Source organism: Mycolicibacter heraklionensis, from assembly GCF_001021505.1.
Classification (GTDB): Bacteria; Actinomycetota; Actinomycetes; order Mycobacteriales; family Mycobacteriaceae; genus Mycobacterium; species Mycobacterium heraklionense.
The window spans coordinates 30,211-47,495 of sequence record NZ_LDPO01000017.1 but is presented as its reverse complement, the minus strand read 5'-3'; the positions used below and the strand labels follow the sequence as shown (position 1 = coordinate 47,495).

At 68.3% G+C, this 17,285-nt stretch carries 17 protein-coding genes; 14 read left to right on the top strand and 3 right to left on the bottom strand.

Features of this window, described 5'->3' with window-relative positions:
* Positions 1-24: 24 nt before the first annotated feature.
* The 9 genes from ABW16_RS18005 to ABW16_RS17965 are packed head-to-tail and all read left to right on the top strand — an operon-like array spanning position 25 to position 9,208.
* A complete protein-coding gene (locus ABW16_RS18005; protein ID WP_047320554.1) occupies positions 25-1,197 on the top strand; it encodes an MCE family protein in 1,173 nt (390 codons plus the stop codon).
* On the top strand, positions 1,197-2,234 hold the full coding sequence (locus tag ABW16_RS18000; RefSeq protein WP_047320553.1) for an MCE family protein: 1,038 nt from the start codon (positions 1,197-1,199) through the stop codon (positions 2,232-2,234). Before ABW16_RS18005 ends, ABW16_RS18000 begins: the two co-directional genes overlap by 1 nt.
* On the top strand, positions 2,221-3,279 hold the full coding sequence (locus tag ABW16_RS17995; RefSeq protein ID WP_047320620.1) for a virulence factor Mce family protein: 1,059 nt from the start codon (positions 2,221-2,223) through the stop codon (positions 3,277-3,279). The genes ABW16_RS18000 and ABW16_RS17995 overlap by 14 nt, the downstream gene beginning before the upstream one ends.
* Positions 3,276-4,610 (top strand): MCE family protein, encoded by a 1,335-nt coding sequence (locus tag ABW16_RS17990; protein ID WP_047320552.1) that lies wholly within the window; start codon positions 3,276-3,278, stop codon positions 4,608-4,610. Before ABW16_RS17995 ends, ABW16_RS17990 begins: the two co-directional genes overlap by 4 nt.
* The gene (locus ABW16_RS17985) at positions 4,607-5,794 is read left to right on the top strand and encodes an MCE family protein (protein WP_047320551.1); all 1,188 of its coding nucleotides are present in this window, start codon (positions 4,607-4,609) and stop codon (positions 5,792-5,794) included. The genes ABW16_RS17990 and ABW16_RS17985 overlap by 4 nt, the downstream gene beginning before the upstream one ends.
* Before the next feature lie 6 nt (positions 5,795-5,800).
* Positions 5,801-7,498 (top strand): MCE family protein, encoded by a 1,698-nt coding sequence (locus ABW16_RS17980; protein WP_047320550.1) that lies wholly within the window; start codon positions 5,801-5,803, stop codon positions 7,496-7,498.
* On the top strand, positions 7,495-8,166 hold the full coding sequence (locus ABW16_RS17975; RefSeq protein ID WP_047320549.1) for a hypothetical protein: 672 nt from the start codon (positions 7,495-7,497) through the stop codon (positions 8,164-8,166). The genes ABW16_RS17980 and ABW16_RS17975 overlap by 4 nt, the downstream gene beginning before the upstream one ends.
* Entirely contained in the window at positions 8,163-8,651 is a 489-nt protein-coding gene (locus ABW16_RS17970) for a hypothetical protein (RefSeq protein ID WP_047320619.1), read from the top strand. The genes ABW16_RS17975 and ABW16_RS17970 overlap by 4 nt, the downstream gene beginning before the upstream one ends.
* A gap of 17 nt (positions 8,652-8,668) precedes the next feature.
* Positions 8,669-9,208: a hypothetical protein gene (locus tag ABW16_RS17965; RefSeq protein ID WP_047320618.1), complete on the top strand. Its 540-nt coding sequence runs from the start codon at positions 8,669-8,671 to the stop codon at positions 9,206-9,208.
* A gap of 4 nt (positions 9,209-9,212) precedes the next feature.
* Here ABW16_RS17965 and ABW16_RS17960 read toward each other — a convergent pair whose 3' ends face one another.
* Positions 9,213-10,667 carry an alpha,alpha-trehalose-phosphate synthase (UDP-forming) gene (locus ABW16_RS17960; RefSeq protein WP_047320548.1) on the bottom strand — a complete coding sequence of 485 codons (1,455 nt, stop codon included), beginning with the start codon at positions 10,665-10,667 and terminating at the stop codon, positions 9,213-9,215.
* Complete coding sequence (locus ABW16_RS26795; protein ID WP_164517933.1) at positions 10,668-10,841, bottom strand: hypothetical protein; 174 nt, start codon at positions 10,839-10,841, stop codon at positions 10,668-10,670.
* A gap of 99 nt (positions 10,842-10,940) precedes the next feature.
* On the opposite strand from ABW16_RS26795, the gene ABW16_RS17955 reads away from it, so the two are divergent.
* The 3 genes from ABW16_RS17955 to ABW16_RS17945 all read left to right on the top strand — a co-directional run bounded on the left by ABW16_RS17955 (position 10,941) and on the right by ABW16_RS17945 (position 13,779).
* Positions 10,941-11,873 (top strand): enoyl-CoA hydratase, encoded by a 933-nt coding sequence (locus tag ABW16_RS17955; protein WP_047320547.1) that lies wholly within the window; start codon positions 10,941-10,943, stop codon positions 11,871-11,873.
* 164 nt (positions 11,874-12,037) lie between these two features.
* Positions 12,038-12,859 carry an SDR family oxidoreductase gene (locus ABW16_RS17950; RefSeq protein ID WP_047320546.1) on the top strand — a complete coding sequence of 274 codons (822 nt, stop codon included), beginning with the start codon at positions 12,038-12,040 and terminating at the stop codon, positions 12,857-12,859.
* Entirely contained in the window at positions 12,859-13,779 is a 921-nt protein-coding gene (locus ABW16_RS17945) for an SDR family oxidoreductase (RefSeq protein ID WP_082134184.1), read from the top strand. The genes ABW16_RS17950 and ABW16_RS17945 overlap by 1 nt, the downstream gene beginning before the upstream one ends.
* Here the strand turns inward: ABW16_RS17945 and ABW16_RS26790 are convergent.
* Complete coding sequence (locus tag ABW16_RS26790) at positions 13,715-14,731, bottom strand: Lrp/AsnC family transcriptional regulator (protein WP_082134183.1); 1,017 nt, start codon at positions 14,729-14,731, stop codon at positions 13,715-13,717. The genes ABW16_RS17945 and ABW16_RS26790 overlap by 65 nt on opposite strands.
* Before the next feature lie 98 nt (positions 14,732-14,829).
* On the opposite strand from ABW16_RS26790, the gene ABW16_RS17935 reads away from it, so the two are divergent.
* Both ABW16_RS17935 and ABW16_RS17930 read left to right on the top strand, forming a co-directional pair.
* The gene (locus tag ABW16_RS17935) at positions 14,830-16,260 is read left to right on the top strand and encodes a M28 family peptidase (protein WP_052956969.1); all 1,431 of its coding nucleotides are present in this window, start codon (positions 14,830-14,832) and stop codon (positions 16,258-16,260) included.
* Entirely contained in the window at positions 16,257-17,270 is a 1,014-nt protein-coding gene (locus tag ABW16_RS17930; protein ID WP_052956968.1) for an alpha/beta hydrolase family protein, read from the top strand. Before ABW16_RS17935 ends, ABW16_RS17930 begins: the two co-directional genes overlap by 4 nt.
* The last annotated feature ends 15 nt before the right edge of the window (positions 17,271-17,285 follow it).

Here is a 17,285-nt window from a genome sequence, read left to right as displayed (position 1 = left end):
CAAACGGGATCGACGCGTACCCAGGTGAGGCTTGCTGCGGCAATCCTCGGTGCGATCCTGCTTGCCGCCACCGTGTTCACCTACCTGTCCTACGTGTCGGTGTTCAGCTCCACCGATAAGGTCACCGTCACCTCGCCGCGCGCCGGCCTGGTGATGGAACAGGACGCCAAGGTCAAGTACCGCGGTATTCAGGTCGGCAAGGTCAAGTCGATCAAGTACTCCGGCGACCAGGCCAAGCTGTTCCTGGCCATCGACAGCTCCGCGATGCGCCAGATCCCGTCGAACGCGGCGGTGCATATCGCCGGCAACACCATCTTCGGGGCCAAGTCGGTGGAGTTCGTTCCGCCGCCGGTGCCCTCGGGTGCGACGCTGCGCAACGGCGCGAACGTGCAGGCATCCGACGTGCAGCTGGAAGTCAACACCCTGTTCCAGAAGCTGACCGACGTGCTGGACAAGATCGACCCGGTTCAGCTCAACGGGTCGGTCAGCGCGCTGGCCGAGGGCCTGCGGGGCAACGGTGACAACCTGGGCGGGCTGCTCTCCGGGCTGAACAGCTACCTCGGAAAGTTCAATCCGAAACTGCCCCAGTTGCAGTCGGGCTTCGCCAAGACCGCGGTCGTCGGCAACATCTACGGAGATGCCGCCCCGGACCTGGCGACGACCATCGACAACGTCCCGGCGATCAGTAAGACCCTGGTCGATCAGCGGGAGAACCTGAACAAGGCATTGCTGGCGACCACCGGGCTGGCCAACAACGGCTACGACACCTTCGCCCCGGCCGCCGACGACTTCATCGCCGGGATCCAGCGCTTCCGCGCCATGACCAGCCTGCTCGCCGAATACTCGCCGGAGTTCGGCTGCCTGTTCAAGGGAATTCAAAATGCCATGGAGCGATTCGGTCCGTCGCTGGGCGGCACCAAGCCGGCTTTGTATGTGCAGTCCAGCTTCATCCCGGGCGTACCGGCCTACACCTACCCGGAGAGCCTACCGGTGGCCAACGCGACCGGCGGACCGAACTGCCGCGGCTTGCCGGACATCCCCAGCAAGCAGTACGGCGGCTCCTGGTTCCGCTCACCGTTCCTGGTGACCGACAGCGCCTACATCCCGTTCCAGCCCAACACCGAGGTCCAGTTCGACGCACCCTCCACCGCGCAGTTCCTCTTCAACGGCGCCTTCGCGGAACGGGATGAATACTGATGAGTCCGCGCAGCACCCTGGTCAAGGTCACCATCTTCGCCGTCGCCATGCTGTTGGTATCGGCCGGTCTGGTGGTGGTGTTCGGCGAATTCCGGTTTGCCTCGAACCACACCTACCACGCCGATTTCGCCAGCGCTTCCCGGCTCAAAGGCGGCGAGGACGTGAGGATCGCCGGTATTCCGGTGGGTACGGTGAAACGCGTCGAGTTGACGCCGGACAACAACGTCAGTGTCACCTTCGACGTGGACAAGCGCTACCAGATCTACGACTCGACCCGCGCGCTCATCCGCTACGAAAACCTGGTCGGCGACCGGTATCTCGAGATCGCCTCGGGCGCCGGGGAACTGCACAAGCTGCCGCCCGGCGGCACCATCGCCCGCGACCACACTCAGCCCGCCCTGGACCTGGATGCACTGTTGGGCGGGATGCGCCCGCTGCTCAAGGGCTTGGACGGCGGAAAGATCAACGAGATCAGCAACGCCCTCATCGAGCTGCTGCAGGGCCAGGGCGGTGCGCTGTCGCAGATGCTGGCCAGCACCAGCTCGTTCACCACCACGCTGGCCTCCCGCGACCAGCTCATCGGCGACGTGATCAACAACCTGAACACGGTGCTGACCACAGTCGACGACAAGAGCGAACAGTTCGACGCCACCGTCGACCGGCTACAGCAGCTGATCACCGGCCTGGCCCTGGGCAAGGATGCGATCGCCGGCGCGATCGGGCCGCTGGCCTCGGTGGAGAACGACCTCACCGACACGCTGCGCCGCACCCGTCGGCCACTGCAGGGCGTGCTCGAGAACGCGCGGCCGCTGGCCACCGTGCTGGACAAGCGCAGGCAGGAGCTGAACGACGTCATCGACCCGCTGGAAGAGAACTACCTGCGGCTCAACGCACTTGGCGCCTACGGCTCCTTCTTCAACATCAACTACTGCACCGTCGCCCTGAAGCTCAACGGCCCCGCCGGCAGTGACATCACCTTGCCCATGGGCGGCCAGAACGACACGAGCAAGGGGAGGTGCTCTCCTGTCAAAAATTGACGGCGTAAACCCGGTTCGCACGGGTACGTTGGGCATCGCACTGGTGGCATGCCTGGTCTTGGTGTCCTTCGGTTACACCAGCCTGCCGTTCTGGCCCCAGGGCAAGAACTACCACGCCTACTTCGCCGACGCCGGCGGCATCATCCCCGGTAGCGACGTGACGGTCTCCGGTATCCGGGTGGGCAAGGTCAAATCGGTGGGACTGGCCGGAGCCAGCGCGAAAGTGGATTTCACCGTCGACCGCAAGGTCCGGGTGGGGGACCAGTCGCTGGCCGCCATCCGCACCGACACCGTGCTGGGTGAGAAGGCCCTGTCGATCACTCCTGCCGGCGGCGGTTCGGTGACCTCGATCCCGCTCGAGCGCACGCGTGCCCCGTACACCCTCAACAACGCACTGCAGGACCTCGGCGGCAACGTCCGCGATCTGGACAAGCCGCGCTTCGAGGAAGCGCTGCAGGTGCTCACCGACTCCATGCGCGAGGCGACCCCGCAGCTGCGCGGAGCGCTGGACGGGGTGGCTTCCCTGTCGCGCAGCCTCAACCGTCGCGATGAGGCGTTGGGCCAGTTGTTGTCGCACGCCCAGGTTGTCACCGGTGTGCTCAACCAGCGCGCTGCCCAGGTGAACAGGCTGGTGCTCGACGGTAACCAGCTCTTCGCTGCGCTTGATGAGCGCCGGCAGGCGCTCGGCGCGCTGATCGGCGGCATCGACGATGTGTCGCAACAGCTTTCCGGAGTCGTGACCGATAACGAGAAAGGGATCGGTCCGACCTTGAAGAAGCTGAACCTGGTGCTGGACAACGTGATCGAGCGCAAGGATCGGATCGCCGGCGCCCTGGAGCGGCTGCCCGGATACGCCACCACACTCGGTGAGGTGGTGGCCTCGGGTCCGGGCTTCCAGATCAACCTGTACGGCCTACCGCCGCCCACGATGTCGGAGGTCATGGTCGACATGTTCTTCCAGCCGGGCAAGCTGCCCGACAGCTTGGCCGATTACCTGCGCGGGATGATCTCCGAGCGCACGATCATTAAGCCGAAGTCACCATGACACGCCGAACTTCACGCCTCGTCCTCGCCGGCCTGCTGGCGGTACTGTTGGCCGCCGCGGCATACGTGGTGCTGCCCGCGCAGCGCAGCTACCGCATCACCGGCTACTTCGCCTCGGCGGTGGGCCTCTACCCGGGTGACGACGTCCGGGTGGTCGGGGTTCCGGTCGGCCGCATCGAGTCCATCGAGCCGCGTGCCGAGAACGTCAAGATCACCATGTCGGTGAGCAAGGATGTGCCGCTGCCGGCCGACGTGCATGCGGTGCTCATGGCACCGAACATCGTCTCCGCGCGGGTCATTCAGCTGGCCCCGGCCTACACCGAAGGTGACAAGCTCGCCGACGGATCGGTACTGAGTGAAGACCGCACCGCGGTCCCGGTCGAATGGGACGAGGTCAAGCAGGAGCTGACCCAGCTCAGCTCCCAGTTGGCACCCGAGCAGGGCAAGCTCAACGGGGCACTGAGCGCCTTCGTCAACCAGGCCGCCGACACCTTCGACGGCAACGGCGACTCGTTCCGCAACGCGCTGCGTGAACTGTCGGCGATCACCGGGCGCCTCGGGGACTCGCGCACCGACCTGTTCGGCACCGTGAAGAACCTGCAGGTACTGGTCGATGCGCTCTCCGGCAGCAACGAGCAGATCGTGCAGTTCACCGACCATGTCGCGGCGGTGTCGGCAGTGCTGGCCGAGAGTTCGGTCGACCTGGATGTCACGCTGGGCACGCTGAGCCAGGCACTGCGCGACGTTCGCGGTTTCCTGCACAACAACAATGACGCGTTGATCGCCCAGGTCAATAAGCTGGCGGAGTTCACCAAGGTGCTGTCCGACCAGAGCGACAACCTCGAACAGGCGCTGCACATCACCCCGCACGGCCTGGTGAACTTCTACAACATCTACAATCCTGCGCAGGGGACCTTGAGCGGGCTCCTGTCGCTGCCCGACTTCGCCAATCCGGTGCAGTTCATCTGCGGCGGCGTCTTCGACGTCGGTTCGGTGCCCGACAACTTCAAGCGGGCGGAGATCTGCAAGGAGCGGATGGGACCGGTCATGCGGCGCTGGTCTATGAACTTTATCCCGTTTTTGTTCCACCCGGTCAACTCGATCACCGCCTACAAGGGCCAGATCATCTACGACACCCCGGCCACCGAGGCGAAGTCTCAGACGCCGGTGCCGTACCTGAAGTGGCTGCCGGCTCCCGGTGTCACGCCGCCGAGCACCGAAGATGTCGCGGCCCTGTTCCTGCCGCCGCCCGCGCCGGGGCAGCTGGGCAAGGCGCCCGGCCCGACGGGTCCGGCTCAGCCCGGTGCCGGTGCACCACGGGAGGGCGGATGAGCGTGAAGTCTCTTGGCGGCGCGCTGCACCGGGTCGGCCGCCGCGGTGCGGTGCTCGGTGCCGGGGCGTTGGTGTTGTCCGGTTGTCAGTTCGGCGGGCTGAACTCGCTGAACATGCCGGGAACCGCAGGCCATGGTCGCGGCTCCTACAGCATCACGGTGCAACTGCCGGACGTCACCACGCTGCCGCAGAACTCGCCGGTGATGGTCGATGACGTCACGGTCGGCAGTGTGTCGGGGATTCGGGCCGTGCAACGGCCCGACGGCAGCTTCTACGCCGCGGTCAAGCTGTCGCTGGACGGCAATGTGCACCTGCCGGCCAATGCCATCGCGAACGTCGCGCAGACCTCGCTGCTGGGTTCTCAGCACATCGAGCTGGCCGAGCCGACCGACCAACCTCCGGTCGGCACCCTCGCCCGAGGCGATGAGATTCCGCTCAGCCGGACCGGGCGCTACCCCAGCACCGAAGAGGTGCTGTCGTCGTTGGGTGTGGTGGTCAACCAGGGCAATCTCGGTGCGGTGCAAGACATCACCGAAGAGGCCCACGCCGCGGTCGCCGGCCGGGCCGGTACCTTTGCCGAGCTGGTGCCGAGGCTGGCCGAACTGACCGCCTCGCTGGACCGCCAGGCACGCGACATCGTCGCGGCGGCTGAGGGGCTGAACCGGGTCGGGGCGACCTTGGCCCGTAGCGCTCCCAGCCTGGCGCGGGCGCTGGACACCATGCCCGCGGCATTGGCGGTGCTCAACGACAACCGCAGCAACATCGTCGACGCGTTCGGGGCGCTGCAGCGGCTGGCCGTGGTCGGAGCGCGGATCATGAGCGAGACCAAGGAAGACTTCGCCGCCGACATCAAGGACCTGTACCCGGTCATCAAGGCGTTCGCTGACAACGCCAACGAGTTGGTGACGGCGTTCCCGTTCATCCCGACGTTCCCGTTCCCGTCGATGTATCTGCGTAACGCCGTGCGTGGCGACTTCCTCAACGTCTACGTCACCTTTGACATGACACTGCGTCGATTCGGCGAAACCGTGTTCACCACCGGCGGTTTCGACCCGAACATGCCGCACATGCACGACGTTCTGAACCCGCCCGATTTCTTGATCGGAGAGATGGCGAACCTGTCCGGACAGGCCGCCGACCCGTTCAAGATCCCGCCCGGAACGGCTCCCCACTATGAGGAATGACCTGCGATGCTGACCCGCCTCGTTCGAATCCAACTCGGGATCTTCGCCGTGGTCACCGTGCTGGCCGTCGGTGCCATCTCGATCCTCTACCTGCACGCGCCGAGCCGGATCGGTATCGGCACCTACAAGGTGACCGCCGACTTCATCGGTGGCGGCGGTATCTACCAGAGCGCCAATGTCACTTACCGCGGCGTGACGGTGGGCCGGGTGGAATCTGTTCAACTCAGCGACCACGGCGTCGACGCCGCAATGCGGCTCAACAGCAGTACCAAGATCCCCGGGAACGTCACCGCCACCGTCAAGAGCATGTCCGCGATCGGTGAGCAGTACATCGACCTCGTGCCACCCGCCGGGGATGCGGCCGCAGGCGCGTTGCGCAACGGCGCGCGCATCGGCCAGGACCGCACCGCTATTGGTCAGGACATCGCCGGACTGCTCGACCAGGCGCAGTCGCTGGTCAACAGCGTCGCCAACAGCCGTCTTCGCGATCTGCTGCGCAGCGCGTTCGAGGGGTTCAACGGCTCCGGGCAGGAGCTGGCGCGAATGATCGCCTCGTCGCGGCAGCTGGTCGACGAGGCCAACGCCAATTTCGACGCGACCTCGGCATTGGTCGACCAAGTCGAGCCCTTCTTGGACGCCCAGATCCGCAGCGGTGACGACATCAGGAAACTGGCACGGTCGCTGGCGGCGGTCACCACCGAGGTGCACAAGGCCGACCCGCAGCTCCGCGAGGTGCTGCAGACCCTGCCCAGCGTCGCCGACGAGGCCAACACCACTTTTGACGGAATCCGCGCGTCCTTCCCCACGCTGGCGGCCAGCATCGCCAACTTCGGTCGGGTCGGGGTCATATACCGTAACTCCATTGAGCAGGCGTTGGTGGTGTTCCCCGCGCTGATGGCGGCACTGATCACCGTCGCCGGCGGCGTGCCGATGGATGAAGGCGTGAAGCTGGACTTCAAGATCGACATGCACGACCCGCCGCCATGCACGGTCGGCTTCCTGCCGTTCACCGAAATGCGCACACCGGCCGACGAAACCGTCCGGGAACTGCCCAAGGACCTGTACTGCAAGGCCGCGCAGAACGATCCGACCGCGGTCCGTGGTGCCCGCAACTACCCCTGCATGGAATATCCCGGCAAGCGGGCGCCCACCATCCAGCTCTGCCGCGACCCGCGGGGCTTCGTCCCGATCGGCAGCAACGCGTGGCGCGGGCCGCCCGTCCCGTATGACACTCCGATCACCGATCCGCGGATGCTGACGCCGATGAACAAGTTCCCCTACATCCCGCCGTCGGCGGACTACGACCCGGGACCGCCGGTCGTTGCGCTGCCGCCGGGCGTGCCCGCGGGCCCCGGCCCGGCTCCCAACCCGCCGTTCCCGCTGCCGTACCCGCCGAATCAGCTCGGACCCAACCCGCCGGCGCCGTGGCCTTACTACGCGCCGCCGGATCAGAACATGCCGACCAGCCCGGGGGGCAACGGCGGCCTGCCCGCCTATGGCCGCGACCCCGCGCCGGGACCGTCGCCCGCGCCCGCTCCGGGACCGTTGCCCGCCGAGGCAAACGGTGTCGCGTACAGCACCTACGACCGGTCCGGAAAGTTCGTGGATCCGGCCGGCAACAGCGGAGTGTTCGTCTCCGGCTCGGACAAGTGGCTGCCCGCGGAGAACTGGGCTGATCTGATGCTTGCGCCGAGGCAGACGTGAGCGGACCCGACGACGCGAAGGTCCGGCGCCGGGCCTCGCGGGCTGCGGGACCAGCGGGTGATGCCGGCGAAACGACGCCGAGCGCCGTACGTATTCCGGCACCGAGCCGCGCCGCCGTGCGGGCGGTCCGGCCGGCCGGACCGCCCGCACGGCGGCGGCCCAACGCCCGCAAGACCGCGCGGCTGGCGGGTGCGGTCGGACTGGCGGCGTCGGTCCTGCTGGGTGGGCTGGTCGCCACGCTCGGGGTGCAACACCGGCATGCCGACGCGGCGCAGCAGCGCGACCAGCGATTCATCGACACCGCGGTCCAGACCGTGCTGAACATGTACACCTATACGCCCGACACCATCAGTGATCAGGTGGACCTGTTCGTGGCGGGCACCAGCGGCCCGCTGCGCGACACCATGGCCGCCAACGCCGAGAACCTCAAAGCGTTGCTGCGCGAGACCAAGCACAGCTCGGAAGCCGTCATCAACGCCGCGGCTCTCGAAGGAGTCGACGATGTCGCGGCGAACGCTTCGGTGTTGGTGGCGATGCGGGCTACCGCCACCGATGTCGATGGCGTCAACAAGCCGTCGCAGCCCTACGCGTTGCGGGTGATCGTGCACGAAGACGACGCGGGCAACATGACGGCCTACGACCTCAAGTGGCCGGACGGCAGCCGATGACGCGCCGGTGGATATGGCTCGCGGTCCTGGCCGGGGTACTCGCGGCGTTCGTGGGTTTCGGTGCCGCGGCGGGATCGCTGTATTGGAGCAGAGTCGAGACGCGCGGAGAGCAGGCGGCGCGCTCGGAGTTGGTCAGGCTGACCGCCGACGAGATCCCGAAGGTGCTCGGTTATGAGTACAAGACCGTGGAGCGCAGCCTGACCGAGACCTACCCGATGTTCACCGGGGATTACCGCCGCGAATTCGAGGCTCGTGCCGTGAACGAGATCATCCCGCAGGCCCGCGAGAAGCAGTTGGTGAACCAGGTCGACGTCGTCGGCGTCGGCGCCATGGCTGCGCGCCGGACCTCGGGATCGGTACTGGTGTTCGTCAACCGCACCGTGACGGGCAAGTCCAAGGAGAAGTACTACGAGGGCAGCCGGCTGCGGGTCGACTTCCGCAAGATCGACCGCAAGTGGCTGATCAGCAATATCGTGCCGATCTAGCTGAAAGGATGAGCGCCATGGGGAAACTCGTTCGTGGTCTGGTCGCCTTGGCTGCGGCGATGACGGCGGCCACCGGGCTGGCAGTCCAGGCCGGCGCCGACGACGATGCGATTCCGGAAGGCACGCTGGAGGGCATCTACACCTACAACGACGGTGCCAAGACCGCGACCTGGAAGATCTATCCGCTGTGCGTCCCCACCGTCGGCGATGGCCGGGTGCCACTGCACTTGGCAGTGGGTTGCAAGCTGCAGGTCGAGAGCAACGGCCCGCCCGGACAAGCCGGGGCCTACCGGCTGGCCAACGGCCAGTGGACCTACAAGACGCCGCTACTGGCGGGCACCCGGTGCTCCGACGGCAGCACCGCCGGCAGCGACGAGATGTACCAGTTCGACGTCTCCCTCCGCGGTACCTACACCACCGCGCACAATGCGGTGTGTGGTCTGCAGCCCGGGTTGGAGAAGCGCGCGTTCACGCTGACGTTCGTGTCGCCACTGCCGTACCCGGTCATCCACTACCCGCTGACCTGTCAGGACAACCCGGTCCACCTGTGTAGCTGAGTTACTACTCCGCGGAGTCGGCTAGCGCGCCGAGGAAGGACCGGGCCCAGCGGTCCACGTCGTGGGCCAGCACCTGACGGCGCAGGGCCCGCATCCGTCGGCGCCCTTCCTCCGGGGTCTGGTTGATCGCAGCCTCGATGACGTCCTTCACGCACTCGAGGTCGTGTGGGTTGACCAGGTAAGCTTGACGCAATTCCGCTGCGGCGCCGGTGAATTCGCTGAGGACCAGGGCGCCGCCCAAGTCACTGCGGCACGCCACGTATTCCTTGGCGACCAGATTCATCCCGTCGCGCAACGGGGTGACCAGCATGACGTCGCTGGCCACGAAGAATGCGATCAGCTCGTCGCGCGGGACCGGGCGGTGCAGATAGTGCACCACCGGATGGCCGACCTCGCTGTACTCGCCGTTGATATGGCCGACTTGGCGTTCGATGTCGTCGCGCAGGATTTGGTAGCTCTCCACCCGTTCCCGGCTCGGGGTCGCCAGTTGCACCAGCACGGTGTCGTCCCGCTTGGCACGTCCCTCGGCCAGCAGTTCGTTGAACGCCTTGAGCCGGACGTCGATGCCCTTGGTGTAGTCCAGGCGGTCCACGCCGAGCAGAACCTTGCGAGGATGGCCCAGTTCGGCCCGAATCTCCTTGGCGCGCCGCCGGATCCCGCGTTCCCGCGCCTTGCGGTCGAGTTCGCCGGAGTCGATCGAGATGGGGAAGGCCCCGACGCGTACCGTGCGCTCGGTCAGCCGCACCTCGCCGAACCGGCTGCGCACCCCCACCGAACCCCGCGAGGTGACGGCGCCGGCCAGATGGCGGGCCAAGAACAAGAAGTTCTGGGCGCCACCGGCCAGGTGAAAGCCGACCAGGTCGGCGCCGAGCAGGCCGTCGACGATCTCGGCGCGCCATGGCAGCTGCATGAACAGCTCCACCGGCGGGAACGGGATGTGCAGAAAAAAGCCGATGGTCAGGTCGGGCCGCAGATCCCGCAGCATCTTGGGTACCAGCTGCAGCTGATAGTCCTGGACCCAGACCGTGGCGCCCGGCGCGGCGGCTCGCGACGCGGCCTCGGCGAAGCGGCGGTTGACGTCGACGTAGCGGTCCCACCACTGCCGGTGGTAGATCGGTTTGACGATCACGTCGTGATACAGCGGCCACAGGGTGGCGTTGGAGAAGCCTTCGTAGTACTCGGCGATATCGGTGGCGTCCAGCGGAACCGGATGCAGCCGCAGGTCTTCGACGTCGATCGGCCCTTCGGGCGCATCCTGGCTGCCGGGCCAGCCGACCCAGGCGCCGCGGCGCTTACGCAGCAGGGGCTCTAGCGCGGTGACCAATCCGCCGGGGCTGCGCTTCCACGCCGTCGTGCCGTCCGGGAGTACCTCGATGTCGATCGGCAGCCGGTTGGCCACCACGACGAAATCGGACTCTCCGGGCTCAATCGGCGGTTCCGGGCCCCCCGACTCCGGCATTTACGCCCCGTTCTTGTCGGGTGTTGCGGGCCCGATTCCCAGCATGGACAGGAACACCCGACACTCGTCGGCGTCCTCGGCGTAGGCGGCAACCACTCGCCGGGCCTGGCGCGCGGTGCTGTCGGCCAGGGGTTCCACGTCCTCGATGTCGGCGGGTTCGGATTTAGCAGGCATGACTTGACTCTAGCGAAGTGCGCGCTGTGTCACACCTGGCTCGGGCAGCTCAGGCCTGCCGCCGTAGCCTGTGATGCGAATACGACGAGGGCGGAGGCAATGGTCACATCGGACACCGCATCGGATCAGGCCGGCGACACGTCGGATCGCCTGGTCGACTACGAAACGCTCGACAACGGGCGCATCGCCCGGATCTGGCTGAACCGCCCCGACGTGCACAACGCGCAGAATCGCACCCTGCTGGTGCAGCTCGACGAGGCATTCGGCCGCGCCGAAGCCGATGACACCGTCCGGGTGGTGATTCTGGCTGCGCGGGGCAAGAACTTCTCGGCCGGCCACGACCTGGGGTCCGAGGCCACCTTGCTCGAGCGGCGCCCCGGACCGGCGCAGCACCCGACGTTCCGATCCCATGGCGCCACCCGGGAGCCGATCGTGGAGAAGACGTATCTGCAGGAGTGGCACTTCTTCTTCCAGAACACCTGCCGGTGGCGGGACCTGCGCAAGATCACCATCGCGCAGGTGCAGGGCAACGCCATCTCGGCCGGCCTGATGTTGATCTGGGCCTGCGACCTGATCGTGGCCGCCGACAACGCCCGGTTCTCCGACGTGGTCGGGGTGCGGCTGGGCATGCCGGGTGTGGAGTACTACGCCCACCCTTGGGAATTCGGCCCCCGCAAGGCCAAGGAGCTGCTGCTCACCGGGGACTCGCTGGACGCCGACGAGGCCTACCGGCTGGGCATGGTGTCGAAGGTGTTCCCGACCGATGAGCTGGCGGACCAGACGCTGGAATTCGCCCGGCGCATCGCGAAGCTGCCGACCATGGCCGCGCTGCTGATCAAGGACTCGGTGAACGGCGCCGCCGACGCGATGGGCTTCACCGAGGCGCTGCGGCACGGCTTCCACATTCATCAACTGGGTCACGCCCATTGGGCGGCTCACAATGAAAACCGGGCGCCGTTGGGGTTGCCGCCGGATGTCGAGGACTGGCGTACTGCCGGGCCCACCGCCGTGGCCCGCCGCGACCAACCCTGACTTAGGCGCCTTGCCCAACGGCCTTGTTCGGTCGTCCCTCTTTCGCCGAACGTGTACTCGGCCCGGGAATTTGGCCCGAATTTCGTGCTGAATGCACGTTGGGCGATGAGGGCGCCATGGTTCCATAGGTAGAACCTGTTTCAGTTTCGATGTGAGGGGTCGGTGTGCAGCTTTCCTTTGAAGACCGCAGCTACCTGGTCACCGGCGGTGGCAGTGGCATCGGCAAGGCGGTGGCCGCCGGGCTGGCTGCCGCCGGGGCCGACGTCCTCATCGTCGGGCGAGACGCCGATCGATTGGCGAAGGTGGCCGCCGAGCTCGGCGGCACGGTCCGTCACCTGCCGACCGACGTCACCGACGAGGACAGCGTGATCGCCGCCGTCGACGCCGCGGTGGACAAGCACGGCCGGTTGCACGGCGTGGTGCACTGCGCCGGTGGTTCGCAGACCATCGGGCCGATCACCCAGATCGACTCGGAGTTGTGGCGGCGCACCGTCGACCTCAACGTCAACGGCACCATGTACGTTCTCAAGCACGCCGGCCGGGCGCTGGTGCGCGGCGGCGGGGGCTCGTTCGTCGGGATCTCCTCGATCGCGGCCAGCAACACCCACCGCTGGTTCGGTGCCTACGGCCCGACCAAATCGGCGCTGGACCACATGATGCAGCTGGCCGCCGACGAGCTGGGCGCCTCCTGGGTGCGGGTGAACAGCATCCGCCCGGGCCTGACCCGCACCGAGCTGGTCGCCCCGATCCTGGACTCGCCCGAGCTGAGCGAGGACTACCGCGTCTCGACGCCGCTTCCGCGGCCCGGCGAGGTCGAGGACGTCGCCAACCTGGCGCTGTTCCTGCTCAGTGACGCGGCCGGTTACATCACCGGTCAGGTCATCAACGTCGACGGCGGGCAGATGCTGCGCCGCGGCCCGGACTTCTCGTCCATGCTGGAGCCGGCGTTCGGGGCCGACGGGCTCCGCGGAGTGGTCGGCTCCTAGTGGGCGTCTATGCGGTGACCGGGTCGGCGTCGGGCATGGGCCGGCAGGCGGCGGAGAAACTGCGGGCGGCCGGCCACACCGTCATCGGGGTCGACCTGCGCGACGCCGAAGTCGTTGCGGACCTGTCCAGCCCAACCGGACGATCCACGGCAGCCGAGCAGGTACTGGCGTTAGGCGGGGGCCGGCTGGACGGTGCGGTGCTGGCGGCGGGCATCGGACCCACCCCGCAGGCGACGCGGCTGATCCTGCAGATCAACTACTTTGGGGTGGTCGACCTGCTTCAGGCGTGGCGCCCGGCGCTCGCGGCCGCTGAGCGCGCCAAAGTCGTGGTCATTGCCAGCAATTCGACCACCACGGTCCCGGCGGTGCCGCGGTCCGCGGTGCGGGCCTTGCTGGCCGGCAAGGCGGCCAAGGCGGCGCGGCGGCTGGGCCTGTTCGGACCGGGTGCGCCTTCACTCGCGTATGCGGCTTCCAAGATCGCGGTGTCGCGCTGGGTGCGCCGGCATGCGGTCGAGCCGTCGTGGGCGGGCGCGGGTATCCGGCTCAACGCGCTGGCGCCGGGTGCGATCATGACGCCGCTGCTGGAAAAGCAGCTCGCCACCCCGGGGCAGGAGAAAGCCGTCCGCAGCTTCCCGGTGCCGGTGGGAGGTTTCGGCGACCCAGGCCAACTGGCCGACTGGATGCTGTTCATGCTCTCGGACGCCGCGGAGTTCCTGTGCGGCAGCGTGATCTTCGTCGACGGTGGCACGGACGCCTACTTCCGTGCCGACGACTGGCCGACCGCCGTGCCGGTACGGCGTGTCGTGCGTTACCTGTTGCGGATGAGGTCGTTTGCCAAGACGCGTCAGGTGAAGGTCAGTCGCTGCGCACTCGGCCGTCCGGATCGAGTAGCCGACCCTGACGCTTCACCGCGTGGGTGATGGTGGCGCGGTCGCGGACCCGCCAGCCGGGAGCCACGGCGGCCGCCGCGGACTCGAACCCCGCCAGGTTGGCCAGCGATACGAATCGCGCCACCAGCACGAGGTTCGCCGGACCGACGACCGTGGCACAGCGCAGCACGGGCGACAGTGCGGCGATCGCCCGCCCGGCGGCGTGCGGATCGTCGACCTCGACCTCGAGCAGAACGGCCCGTCCCGCGCCCACCGCCGGCGCCACGACGTCACAGCCCAACCGGATCGAATGGGTCCGCAGCGCCCGGTCGAGCAGTCGCCGGGCGGTGACTTCGGAGGTGCCCAGGCGTCCGCCGAGGTCAGCCAGACTCATCCGGGCATCTTCGGCGAGGGCGGCGGTCAGGTCGGCGACGACCTCGGGACGTGGTGGCCGCCCGCGGTCGGCCGTGTCCGTCTGGGGGCGCGCGAGGCGGGCCTGCTGGCCTGGGGACAGCACCCGAAGCCGCCATTGGGCGTCCTCGTGGTGCACGGCGCTGAGGAAGGCCACGCGCGTCGTCGTCACGTCGTGATGTGCGGCGCTAAGCCGTTCGACCTCGTCGTGCAGCGGAGCAAGGCCACGGCCGAGCACGATCGCGGCGACGGCGTCGGCTCCCGCCAGCACGTCGACGGCCAGGACGTCCTCGCGTTCGGCGATCCCGGTCGCCACCGCCGCCGCTGAGCCCGGGCGGCACGCCAGGCGGACCAGCGTCGCGTCGCGATCGGGGGCCAACTGCTGCGCGCTCGGCCGGACGACGAGCCACGCGAGTCGGTCGTCGACGAGTCGTTGCCATCGGCGCGCTGCGGTCGCGGGGTCGACGCCGAGGGCCGCCCCGATCGCACGCCAGGGAGCCCGCGGCCACACCTGGAGGGCGTGAACGAGGGCGAGGTCGATCTCGGCCAGGGGGTCGGGGGGCTGCCACGCCGCAGGCAAGGGCCCATTCACCAGCCTGAGAATAGCGGAATCCTGTACTAGTGATCATTTGCCTGTCAGAAAGGCGCATAGTTGCAGGGAAAAGCGTTGGATCAATTTAAGGTCGCAACGTGATCCGCACCGACGAACTCGTCGCCACCATCGCCGACCTCGTCGACCTCGCCCCCCGCGCCACCGGCACCCCGGGCGGCGTCGCCGCGGCCGAGTACGTGCGCGACCGGCTGACCGCCGCCGGCCTCGACGAAGTCTGGATCGAGCCGGACGAGTCCTTCCGGTGGCAGGCGTCGCGCGTGGGCGTGCGCGTCGGTCACCAGGAGGTGCCCGCCGCACCCGTGCTGCACTGCCAGTTGCCGGCCCACGACGCCGTGGGGGCGTGGTCGACCGGACCCGACGGGCTCACCGCCGAGGTCGTCGACGCACGCTCCGGCCGGGTCGCACGCCACGACGTGCGGGGACGCCTCGTGCTGTTCGACCTGCGGTTCACCATGAGCGCGGCCAGCCTGTTGCCGCTCACCGAGTACATCCACGACCCCGGTCGGCGGATGCTGCGCCGCGAGGTGCTCACCTCGCGCAACCCCTACCTGACGACGCTGACCCGGGTCATGACGGAGGCGAAGGCAGCGGGTGCCGTCGGCGTGATCGGCGTGCTGGCCGAGTACCCGGAGTCACTGGCCTACCACAACGAGTACTACCGACGCGCGCTCATGGAACTGCCGGGTGTCTGGGTCACCCGTGCCGGCGGCGCGCGCCTGCGCACCCTGTTGCGCGAGGACCCGCGCGCGACGCTCACCCTCGACTCGACCCGCGAACGCGTCCGGTCGTCGACGGTCGTCGGCATCCTGAGGGGCCGCTCCGCCGAGACGATCATGGTGCAGTCCCACCACGACTCGGTCGGTCCCGGCGCCGTCGAGGACGCCAGCGGCACCGCCGAGGTCATCGCCATTGCCGAGGAGGAGGTCGCTCGCGCCCGACGCCACGGCCCCCGCGAGAAGACTTTGATGTTCGTCACTTTCGACACCCACTTCACCGGCTACCAGGCCCACCGACGCTTCGCCCGCCAGTACGCCCTCGACCCGCAGAGCCCGTTCCCGCTGGCACTCAATCTCACGGTCGAGCACGTGGGCCTGCGGTCTCGCGTCGGCGCCGACGGCGGGTTCGAGACGCTGCGCGACACCGAGCCGCGTGCCTTCTTCGAGAACGTCGGACCCGCGTTGAAGTGGCAGTTGGTTCGCACCATCCGCCGCCGCGGGCTGCACTCCACCTCGGTGCTGAACGCGACGGTCCCGGAGTTCCTCGCCGGCGGCATCCCCACCGACGCCTCGTTCACCCTCGCGGCGGGCGTGCCCACCATCAGTCTGGTCTCGGGCCCCTTGTACCTCTACGACGATGCCGACACCATCGAGCAGGTGGACGTCGACCAACTCGAGGCCGTGGGCCGGGCGTTCGTCGACCTCATCGACGCCGCCGACCACCGGCCGGCGGGCCGGATCGGCTTCGTCCCGCGGCGCCTACGTCGGCTCCTCCCGCGGGGCCGCTGGTGATCGTCGACCCGGTGGAGTTCGGGTCGACGTCGATCGACGGCGAACCGATGACGCAGACCGGACTGGTGTGGTTGCCGGACGGCCCGCCGCCGGCATCCGGCTGGCCGGTCGTGACGTACGGCCACATGACGACCGGTGGTTCGGACCGGGCCGCGCCGAGCCTGGCCACGACGGGCCATCCCGAGTCGCGCCGCATCCACCAGGGTGATGCGTTCGTCTCGCGGCTGGCCGCCGCCGGCGCGGTGGTCCTGCAACCGGACTACGAGGGCCTGGGCAGCCCGGGCCCGCACCCGTACCTGCGCGGCGCCTCCCTCGGGCGCAGCGTGCGTGACCTGCTGATGTGGTCCCGCGAGCGATGGCCGCTGGACGGTCGGTGGATCAGCGCCGGCCACTCCGAGGGGTCGCTCGCCGCGTTGCACGCCGTCGCCGGCGGACCCGTCGAGGGGTTCGACCTGCGCGCCGTGGTGGCCTTCACGCCCGTGACCCGGATGGGCCAGACGATCGGGGCGGCCCTGCGACTGCCGGTCGTGCTGCCCGGATTCCAGGTGGTGACGGCGCTGATCGCCCTGATGATCGACGGCGCGGCGACGACGACGGAGCCGTTGCGGACGCTGTTGGACAGCGGCGGGCTGAGCCGCGAGGCGCTGGCCCTGTGGCCGCACCTGGGCGAGCGCAGCCTGAACGAGCTGTGCGAACGGGATTCCTTCGGCGGGCTCGCGCCCCGCGCCCTGCTGGGGCCGCGGGGCACCGAGGTGCGCAAGCACCTGCTCGACTCGTTCCGGGCCGACGAGGTGGCCGACCTGCGTCTGCCCGCCGGCGTTCCGCTGCGCGTCGATGCCGGCCGGTTCGATGAGGTGGCGCCCTTCTGGCTCACCCACCGCCTGGCCCGGTCGCACCGCGCACGCGGCACGGACGTCGAGCTGCACTGGTGGAACGGGATGCACTCGCGCACCGTCGACCTCGCTGCGGCCGCTGCCGCGGAGTGGTGTCGGGGGAAGCTCTGGCCGTGACGCTTGAGGGGTGGT